10 protein-coding genes are annotated in these 9,064 nt (G+C 65.0%); 5 read left to right on the top strand and 5 right to left on the bottom strand.

Going from position 1 to position 9,064, the window contains the following annotated elements; all coding sequences use genetic code 11:
* Positions 1 to 81: 81 nt before the first annotated feature.
* The 5 genes from AC07OK_RS16465 to AC07OK_RS16445 all read right to left on the bottom strand — a co-directional run bounded on the left by AC07OK_RS16465 (position 82) and on the right by AC07OK_RS16445 (position 3,407).
* On the bottom strand, positions 82 to 546 hold the full coding sequence (locus AC07OK_RS16465; protein ID WP_494691328.1) for a DUF6160 family protein: 465 nt from the start codon (positions 544 to 546) through the stop codon (positions 82 to 84).
* Positions 546 to 1,400, bottom strand: coding sequence for a hypothetical protein (locus AC07OK_RS16460; protein ID WP_494691327.1), 855 nt, complete (start codon positions 1,398 to 1,400; stop codon positions 546 to 548). The genes AC07OK_RS16465 and AC07OK_RS16460 overlap by 1 nt, the downstream gene beginning before the upstream one ends.
* Positions 1,400 to 2,194, bottom strand: coding sequence for a hypothetical protein (locus AC07OK_RS16455; protein ID WP_494691326.1), 795 nt, complete (start codon positions 2,192 to 2,194; stop codon positions 1,400 to 1,402). The genes AC07OK_RS16460 and AC07OK_RS16455 overlap by 1 nt, the downstream gene beginning before the upstream one ends.
* A 46-nt stretch (positions 2,195 to 2,240) precedes the next feature.
* The gene (locus AC07OK_RS16450) at positions 2,241 to 2,747 is read right to left on the bottom strand and encodes a DUF6160 family protein (RefSeq protein WP_494691325.1); all 507 of its coding nucleotides are present in this window, start codon (positions 2,745 to 2,747) and stop codon (positions 2,241 to 2,243) included.
* A gap of 153 nt (positions 2,748 to 2,900) precedes the next feature.
* Entirely contained in the window at positions 2,901 to 3,407 is a 507-nt protein-coding gene (locus tag AC07OK_RS16445; RefSeq protein WP_494691324.1) for a DUF6160 family protein, read from the bottom strand.
* A 583-nt stretch (positions 3,408 to 3,990) separates the two neighbouring features.
* Here AC07OK_RS16445 and AC07OK_RS16440 point away from each other — a divergent pair.
* The 5 genes from AC07OK_RS16440 to AC07OK_RS16420 are packed head-to-tail and all read left to right on the top strand — an operon-like array spanning position 3,991 to position 9,059.
* Positions 3,991 to 4,758: a C39 family peptidase gene (locus AC07OK_RS16440; protein ID WP_494691323.1), complete on the top strand. Its 768-nt coding sequence runs from the start codon at positions 3,991 to 3,993 to the stop codon at positions 4,756 to 4,758.
* Positions 4,759 to 4,795: 37 nt separating this feature from the next.
* Positions 4,796 to 5,830, top strand: a complete 1,035-nt coding sequence (locus AC07OK_RS16435; RefSeq protein WP_494691322.1) for a transporter — start codon at positions 4,796 to 4,798, stop codon at positions 5,828 to 5,830.
* Between the two features lie 14 nt (positions 5,831 to 5,844).
* Complete coding sequence (locus tag AC07OK_RS16430; protein WP_494691321.1) at positions 5,845 to 7,476, top strand: OmpP1/FadL family transporter; 1,632 nt, start codon at positions 5,845 to 5,847, stop codon at positions 7,474 to 7,476.
* Positions 7,477 to 7,494: 18 nt separating this feature from the next.
* Positions 7,495 to 8,061 carry a DUF2059 domain-containing protein gene (locus AC07OK_RS16425; RefSeq protein ID WP_494691320.1) on the top strand — a complete coding sequence of 189 codons (567 nt, stop codon included), beginning with the start codon at positions 7,495 to 7,497 and terminating at the stop codon, positions 8,059 to 8,061.
* On the top strand, positions 8,058 to 9,059 hold the full coding sequence (locus AC07OK_RS16420; RefSeq protein ID WP_494691319.1) for an AraC family transcriptional regulator: 1,002 nt from the start codon (positions 8,058 to 8,060) through the stop codon (positions 9,057 to 9,059). Before AC07OK_RS16425 ends, AC07OK_RS16420 begins: the two co-directional genes overlap by 4 nt.
* The last annotated feature ends 5 nt before the right edge of the window (positions 9,060 to 9,064 follow it).

Below are 9,064 nucleotides of genomic sequence, written 5' to 3'. Positions count from 1 at the left end.
TCACCATCGCTCTTGGCGAGCTGAGATCGTTAATCGCTATCTTCAAAATTTGAGGGGAAGGTTCAGGACTTGACCCCAGGTTTAATGCGACCAGAGACGGACCTGGCCTTGTAGCGAAACCGTGCCGTTGATGTTGAGGCTGCCCAGGTTGCCGGTGACCGGCGCGTTCGGATCCGTCTGCACGCTCAGCGATTCGAAGCCGAAGTTGGTGTAGCGTACATAGCCCGGCAAGCCGACGGCGATGTAGTCGCCGCCGCCGTCGGAGCGCGTCTGCACGCCCAGGCTGACGGCGAACATGTCCACCATGCCGCGCACATTCTTGAACACGATGTAGCGGTTCTGCCCGTCGCCATTGAAGCCCAGCGACAGCCGGCTGTCGCTGACCGCCCCCACCAGGGTCGGATCGTTGAGCGAGATGTGCGCCGCGAAGCTGATGCCGTCCTGGCCGCTGACCTGCGACAACTCGTGGTCGTCGAGCGCCTGCAACGGCCCGCCCTGCGCCACGCCGGCCGCCAACAGCAGCGATAAGCACAGTGCGCGCGCCATCAGTGCTTGAACTTTATGTCGAGGTACTGGATCTGGATCGAGCCGATGCGCGACGATCCCAGGTCCACCGTCGCCTGCCCCGGGCTGACGAAGGAAATATTGTCGACCACGATGCCGCCGGCCGGCGCCACGCCGCTGCCGTAGCGCGCATCCGGCCAGTCGATGCCGATGTGCAGGCGTGGCCCGGTCTCGTCGGTCAGCGCGTTGATCACCGCCGGCTGCGACGCCACATTGGCCAGCATCCACGGCGTGTTGTTGAACACGCCGTTGCCGTCGACGCCGCCGATGTGCACGCCGCTCAGCACCATCGCCTCGGTGGCGTCGCTGCGGCCGCGCGGCTGGAACGACAGCTGGCCGATATCCATGCGCAGCGCGGCGCCGAAGGCCACGCCGTCGTTGACCTGCGGCGTGGAGAACTGCAAGCCGCCGCCGGAAAACACCAGGTCCTTGACCACCACGCTGCCCTGCTCGCGCGTGACGCCGTCGGCCGTCACGCCCCAATCGTAGGTGGCCTGCCAGCGCTGGTCGGCGTTGGTGTTCAGGGGAAAGGCGATGTTGATCACATCGGCCAGGCCGGGCGCGCCGGCCACGATGTCGAGTTTGTAGGGATCGGAAAACGGCAGCGGATTGTCGCTGCGCGCGGCGCTGAATTTTTCCACGTACAGGCTGGAACCGATCGGCGTGGTGTAGGTCACGCGCGCGTCGCCGCTCATGGCGAAGCCGTTCAAGTCGAAGCTGACGCCGTCGCGCCCGCGCACCGTCGACAGCGCCGCATCGGTCAAGGGCTCCATCGCCGGCGCCGGCGCGCACACGGCGGCCAGCAGCACCAGCCAGCAAGCGCGCGCGGCCCTCATCAGCGGCCCTTCGGCAGATTCGGCGGCACCAGGCCGCTGGTGTTGAGCGCTTGCAGCTTGTCGCGCCAGTTCAGCCAGATGCCGGCCTGCGCCGCATCGGACGCCGGCACCCCGGCGGCGCTGGGGAATTGCACGCCGGTCTTCAACACGGAGATCCAGAAATCGCGGCTCGGTCCGGCGGCATCGCCGGCCGTCACGCCGCCCAGCTGCGCCAGCGACAAACAAGGCGCGGTGCAGCCGCCGTCCCAGCGCTTGCCGCCCAGCGCATCGGTGTGGCTATCGAGCGTCACCGCGCTGCCGTCGGCCGCCAGGCCGCTGACCTTCATCGAGCCCGACAGGCTGTTGATCTTCAGGCCGATATCGCCGCTGATGCCTTCAAAACCGAAGCGCATGCCGACCGCCTCGCGCGAGGCGCCGTCGGCCGCGTTCTTGTAGACGAATTCAAAATAGGGATTGCTGATGTGGACCAGGCGCTGCGCCTCGGTGCCATCGCTGCGGCCGAACTGCAGCAGGCCGATATCGAGGTCGGCGCCGGTGCCGTTGCGGGCGGCGTAAGTGTATTCGCCCAGGCGCATATTGCGCAGGTTGGCGCTCAGCGTGATGTCGGCGTCCAGCGCGACCTTGCTGAAATCGAAGCCGCCCAGGCTGGTGTTGCTCAGCGCGACCAGGCCCTGTCCGCGCGTGTTGGACAGTTCTTCTTCGCTCAGCGCTTGCATTTGCGCCGACGCCGTCAGCGTGCAGCAGGCCAAGGCCGCGCACAGCCACAGCGAACGCAGGAAATAGAGGGGGCTCATGATGTGGGAACGGCAGCCGCGGGCGCGGCCGCCGTTGCTCGACTGATTAGTGAGCGAAGATCCAGACGGTGGTGCCGCGCATGTCGATCTGGTTCATCGCCACCGAACCGAACGATGCATTGCTGTTGCCCATCTTGATCGCGTCGACCGACACGTTCAGGTAGTGGCCGTCAGCAACCACGCTCGCTGGGATGGCGATCTGCACGACGTCGCCGTTGCTGGCGGTGTAGAAGCTGCCTGGGTTGGTCACGCCGGCGGCGCCAGCGGCCTGCAGGAAGGAGTTTTTCGACAGGATGTCGATGTTAGCGGCGATCAGACCGTTAACTTTGATGCCGTTGAAGCTGACCGAACCGCCACCCAGGCCGTTCGCGTCCAGCGCGTCGGTGTCGGTGTAGGTGAAGGATGCGATTTTGATGTTCAGGTTGGCAGCGATCGACACGCCGTCCTGGCCGCTAACGGTGCTCAGTTCTGCGTCCTGGATCGGGGTCATGGCCGATGCCGAGAAGGCCAGGGTTGCCAGGGCTGCTGCTACTGCGGTTTTGATGAATTGCATGTGCTGTCTCCGTGAGGTTTTGGTCTAGGTATTTGTGTTTTTTTCAATGCTGCGTAACCATCTTAGGGCTACGCTGTTGCAAGCGTCCAGCTTGCCGCGCTGACTTTTCAGGCCAAGCTACAGACCCTGCGAGCCAGCGCGGACAAGGCTGGATTAGTGCGCGAAGATCCAGACGGTGGTGCCGCGCATGTCGATCTGGTTCATCGCCACCGAACCGAACGATGCATTGCTGTTGCCCATCTTGATCGCGTCGACCGACACGTTCAGGTAGTGGCCGTCAGCAACCACGCTCGCTGGGATGGCGATCTGCACGACGTCGCCGTTGCTGGCGGTGTAGAAGGTGCCTGGGTTGGTCACGCCGGCGGCGCCAGCAGCCTGCAGGAAGGAGTTTTTCGACAGGATGTCGATGTTAGCGGCGATCAGGCCGTTAACTTTGATGCCGTTGAAGCTGACCGAACCGCCACCCAGGCCGTTGGCGTCGAGCGCATCGGTGTCGGTGTAGACGAAGGAGTCAATCTTGATGTTCAGATTGGCAGCGATCGACACGCCGTCCTGGCCGCTGACGGTGCTCAGTTCTGCGTCCTGGATCGGGGTCATGGCCGATGCCGAGAAAGCCAGGGTTGCCAGGGCTGCTGCGATTGCGGTTTTAACGATTTGCATTTTTTATCTCCGGGTTGTGATTGAAATTTTTTGTCCGCGTTCACGTCCTGCAGGCCGTCCCCAAGCTCCGGGTAGGAGCTGCGGCGCACTGCCTGGTACCGTGAAAATCTTAATATTTGACTATTAATTGAGTCCATCATAGGAGTCGCTCACGACGCCGGTCCAGCATGTCGCGCTGACTTGCAAAGCCAACGACTTGGCCTAGGGAGCCATGCAGAGTGAGGACGGGAGTGTGGTCGTTGTTGCACGCTTGTTGTCAAATAGTTGCGCCTGGCGAGCCGGCCAGTAGCATAAGTTCGACCAAAAATATCTAGAGTCACAGCTCTAAAAAAACAGATGCTCGGTTTTGCCAAACCATGCGTTAATTAATTACTAGAAAAGAAAGACGTGTTGTCGCCTTAATAAAGCACGACCGTTCTAATTACAAATACTGGAGACAAGATGAACCCAACAGCGGGGCGCCCGACGCCTCTGGGCGCAGCCTACGCCCGCAGTTTTTTCCGCCAGTGCCGCCAGCATTTTTACCGCGCGCGTAGGGGCACGCTCCCGCGCATGGCGCGCGCCGCGCGCGAGGGCTGACGCCATGCTGATGATCCTGTTGACCGTGATCGCCGCCGTCATCGGCGGCGCCGGCGTCATGTCGCGCCACGAGCCGCTGGACCGCCCCAAGGGCCAGTACGAGATGCCGCAAGCCCGGCTCGGCGGCGGCGCCTACGTGCAATCGGTGACGATGGAGCCGTTCTCCGAACTCAAGTACAAGCACATCGTGCGCCAGGCCTTCGACTTCAGCTGCGGCTCGGCCGCGCTGGTCACCATCCTCAACTACCACCTGGGCGTGATGGTCAACGAGCAGCAGGCCATGGAAGGCATGCTCGACAAGGGCGAGAAGGAAAAAATCATCGAACGGCGCGGCTTTTCGCTGCTCGACATGAAGCGCTACGTCGGCTCGCTGGGCATGGCCGGCGCCGGCTTCAAGGCCGAGATCAAGGACTTGATGACGCTCACCGAACCGGCCATCGTGCCGATCGACTACGCCGGCTCCAAGCACTTCGTGGTGCTGCGCGGCATCCGCGACGGCGTGGTCTTCATCGCCGACCCGTCGGCCGGCAACATCGTGTTCTCGGTCGAGGAGTTCGCCCGCTGGTGGGACAAGAACACCCTGTTCATCATCTCCCCGGCCAAAGATCAAGCACCGGTGGCGCAGTTGGCGCTGACCGACCAGGAACTGGGCGTGGCCGACATGGACCGCGTCACCGGCAAGGGCCGGCAGGACGGCCTGTCCAACTCGGCCCAGCAGTTGCTGCGCGCCGTCAACTCAGGCGCCGCCGGCACCTGGATGCATCGCAATTAACCCTCAGCAGCGCCACTACTCTTCAAGGATGACCAAGATGATTTTCCGTACCCTGCCTATCGCCGCAGCCATTGCCGCCACCCTGCTGGCGCTGCCCGCTGTGGCGCAACAGACACCGCCGGCGGCCAGCACCCCGGCCGCCGCCCCGGCCAGCGCCGACGCCGCCCGCGACGCCCTGGCCAAGAAGGAAGGCGAAGGCGACCAGAGCGCGCTGCTCAAGCAAACCCTGACCGCCGTCGACAAGCAGTACTCGATGATCCGCCGCAACCAGCTGTCGGTCACCTACGACCTGACCTACGCCTACGTCGGCGAGGAACGCATCGTCACCGACCTGGCCAACGGCAGCACCACCCTGTTCAACATCGAGAACACCAGCTCGCACAGCGTCACCAACACCTTCTCGGCCGACTACGGCCTGCTCGACAACGTCACCGGCAACGTCACCCTGCCCTTCATCTCGCGCTACTCGGACAACAACCTGTCCAACGGCGTCTCCAACTCGCTGGGCGACCTGCTGCTGGGCGCGCGCTGGCAGCCGTTCGAGGCGCACCGCGACACCCCCAACCTGACCGTGACCAGCAACGTGCGCCTGCCGACCGGCCGCAGCCCGTTCAAGATCATCTCCGGCAGCGGCGAGGCCACCGGCAGCGGCGTCGGCGCCCTCACGGCCGGCCTGAGCGTCAACAAGATCGTCGACCCGGTCGCCTTGTTCGGCTCGCTGAACTACACCGCCAGCCTGCCGGCCAAGCACCTGTGGCAGGTCAACGGCAGCCGCATCCTGACCCGCGTGGCGCCGGGCGGCACGCTCGGCTTCGGCATGGGCTTCGCGTATGCGCTGTCGTACGGCATTTCCACCACGATCTCCTTCCAGGAAGCGATCTCGGCCGGCTCCAAGCTGCGCTTTGCCGACGGCCTGGAAGCCAAGACCCATATGCAGACTTCCAGCATCCTGAACATGGGCCTGGGCTACCGCATCTCGCCCAAGACCACGGTCAATATGTCGGTCGGCATCGGCCTGACGCCGGACTCGCCGAACATGACGGTGAGCATGAACATCCCGCTCAACTTCTGACGGCGTAGCGATCCATGAGCCCGTCCAGTCCCGTCCACGCGCGCCGCCGCGCCACCGCCGCCGCGGCCGCGGCCCTGTGCGCGGCGCTGTGCCCGCTGTCGGCGCAGGCCGCGCTGACCGAGAACCTGACCACCAGCGTGGTCGCCATGTCGCTCGGCAACGCCGTCACCGCCGACCCGCCCGGCGTCGCCTCGATCCACTTCAACCCCGCCGGCCTGGCGCGGCTGACCGGCGACGGCGAGAGCATCCACAACTTCGTGGCCTCGATCCGCACCGCGGCCAGCTTCACGCCGGGGCCGAACTTCGACATCGGCGGCTGGAAGGACGACCCGATCTCCAACACCCGCACCGGCCCGGTGCGCCAGGTGATGTACGTGCCCGGCTACGGCATGCCCGGCTGGCGCCTGCCGGCGGTGGCCGTGCCCGGCATCGGCATGTACTGGAACAAGGCCGGCTCGCCGTGGACCTTCGCCACCGACAGCTATATGTCGCAGGCGATGAGCCTGGACCGCACCACCGATCCCAACGACCCCGGCCAGTACCAGGGCCGGCAGGAACAGATCCAGCGCCTGGTCTATCTGTCGCCCTCGGTCGGCTACAAGTTTTCCGACACGCTGCGCTTCGGCGTCGCCATCCCGATCGCCCACGCCGCCTTCGTGGTCGACACCAATATGCGCTTCCCCAACGAGCTGCTGGGCGTGTTCGGCCAGCTGCAAAAGGGCTGGTGCCCCGAAAACGGCGGCAACATCATCGACGTGCTCGGCTTCGGCGTGTGCGGCGGCGGCAAGGACGGCATGGTCAGCCCGTTCAAGAAGGCCGCCAATATGCGGCTGGAACTGACCGCCCCGTTCGACCCCACCATCAACCTCGGCGTGCTGTGGGAACCGCGGCCGTGGCTGGCGCTGGGCGCGGTCTACCAGGGCGGCTCCAAGACCCACTACACCGGCAACTACCAGTTCGACACCGAGCCGATGTTGCGCAACTTCGTGCGCGGCATGAACGCCTCGCTGCTGGGGCCGATCGCCGGCGCCGTGCTGGGCTTCCCGACCTCGATCCCGGCCACGCAGAAGGGCAATATGAGCGCCATCATCCCCTTCCCTTCGCACCTGCAGCTGGGGATCAAGCTCAAGCCCATCCGCTACGCCCAGCTCAACGTCGACGCCAGCTACGCCCGCTGGAGCGAATGGGACGCGCTGCGCTTCCAGTTCGACCAGAGCGTCAAGCTGCTGGAGGTGGCGCGCTTGTACGGCATTCCGGATTCGACCAAGCTGGTGATCCCGCGCGGCTACAAGAGCGTGATCAACCTGGCCTACGGCCTGCAGCTGTTCCCGATCGAGAAGCTGGCGCTGCGCTTCGGCTTCGAGCCGCGCAAGACCTCTATCCCGAACGACAAGATCGACTTGCTGGCGCCGCTGCCCAACACCAAGCTGCTGAGCGCCGGCCTGAGCTACAAGATCAGCAAGAACATGGAAGTCAGCGTCACCGGCTCCTACCTGAGCGGCAAGTTCGAGGTGCCGGCCAACACCGACTGCAATCTGAACTGCAGCAACTTCCTGAACATCATCTACAACCCCTATGCCGGCCAGAACGTCAAGGGCGACATCCACGTGCGCTATTTTGGTTTTGAGATCAACAAGCGTTTCTGATTTTTTGAGGAGCACAATATGACGACACCCATCACTACCCATTGCAAGCGCGGCCTGATGCTGCTGGCGCTGGCCTCGGCCTGCGCCGGCGCCTATGCGGCCGGCACCGCCCCGGTGCCGCCGGCCAAGCAGGCGCTGATCGACAAGGTGCTGAAGCTGTGGAACCCGGACAACATCGGCCAGCAGATGCTGCAGGCGCCGGTGGCCGACGCGGTGCAACAGGCGCGCGCCATGCTGCAGGGCCGCGCCGCGCCCGACAAGCGCGACGCCGCCATGAACGACATCGTCGGCGAGGCCAAGCAGTTCATGGCCGAGGCCACGCCGATCACCAAGGGCAGCGCCGACAAGCTGATCCCGACCACCATCGCCCCGCTGTTGGCCGAGCGCTACACCGAGGAAGAGCTCAAGCAGCTGATCGCCATCCTCGAGTCGCCGGTCAAGAAGAAGTTCGAAGCGATGCTGCCGGAAATGCAAAAGACCCTGGGCGAAGGCGTGGCCGCCGACACCCGCGCCGTGATCGACCCGAAACTGCAAGGCCTGAAGGAAAAAATCGGCCTGCGCCTGCGCACCGCGGTCACGCCATGACGTACTCCTCCGCCCTGCATCTGGTGCGCGGCGTCAAATCGCGCCTGACCCATTCCGGCGTGGAAGCGGAAGCGCTGTTCGCGCAAGCCGGACTGGACGAAGGGGACGGCCTGGCCTGCGACGCCCTCACGCTGTCCGACAAACTGAGCCACCTGTGGGAACTGGTGGTGGAAAAATCCGGAGATCCGCTGATCGGCCTGAAGATCTCCTCGCCGCACCGGCTCGGCTGGCTGGGCGTGATGGGCCACATCATGCTGGTGTCGCCGACGGTGCAAAGTTCGATCGAGCGCTGCCACGGCCACACCCGGGTCGGCCTGCTGCTGCCCGGCGCGCGCCGCGACGTGCCGCAGCAACGCTACGACTTCGTCTGGTGCGTGCTGCTGCGTTCGCTGCGCTGCGCCGCCGGCCGCGACGACATCGCCCCGGTGGTGGTCGAATACACCTTCCCGGAACCGGCCAACGCCCACGTGTATGCAGAGACGTTCGGCTGCCCGGTCAAGTTCTCGATGCCGCACAACGTCATGGAGTTTTCCGACACCGACCTGGTGATGGCGCTGCCGTCCAATCCGCCGCTGGTGCCGGGCAGCGGCGAACGGGTGCTGGCCACCCTGGCGCGCGCCGAGCCGCCGACCTTCAGCGCCAAGGTGCAGGGCCTGCTGGCCAGCCTGCTGCCGAAAGGCCCGCCGCACCGCGACGACGTCGCCGCCCAGCTGATGATGAGCGAGCGCACCCTGCAGCGCCGCTTGTCCGAGGAGGGCACCAGCTTCACCAACCTGGTCGACGACACCCGGCGCGAGCTGGCGCGGCAGTCGCTCAGTTGCGGCGAACTGTCGCTGAAGATGCTCAGCTTCCAGCTGGGTTTTTCGGAACCGAGCGCGTTCTACCGGGCCTGCAAGCGCTGGTTCGGCATGGCGCCGTCGGACATCGTGCACATGGCGCATCAACCGGGCCCCGAGCCCGAGGCCATGCGCGCCACCACGCCGCGCAAATCGGCATAACAACA

Source organism: Duganella sp. GW821-FHT07G03 (assembly GCF_059418605.1).
This window is presented reverse-complemented; position numbering and strand designations above follow the sequence as displayed.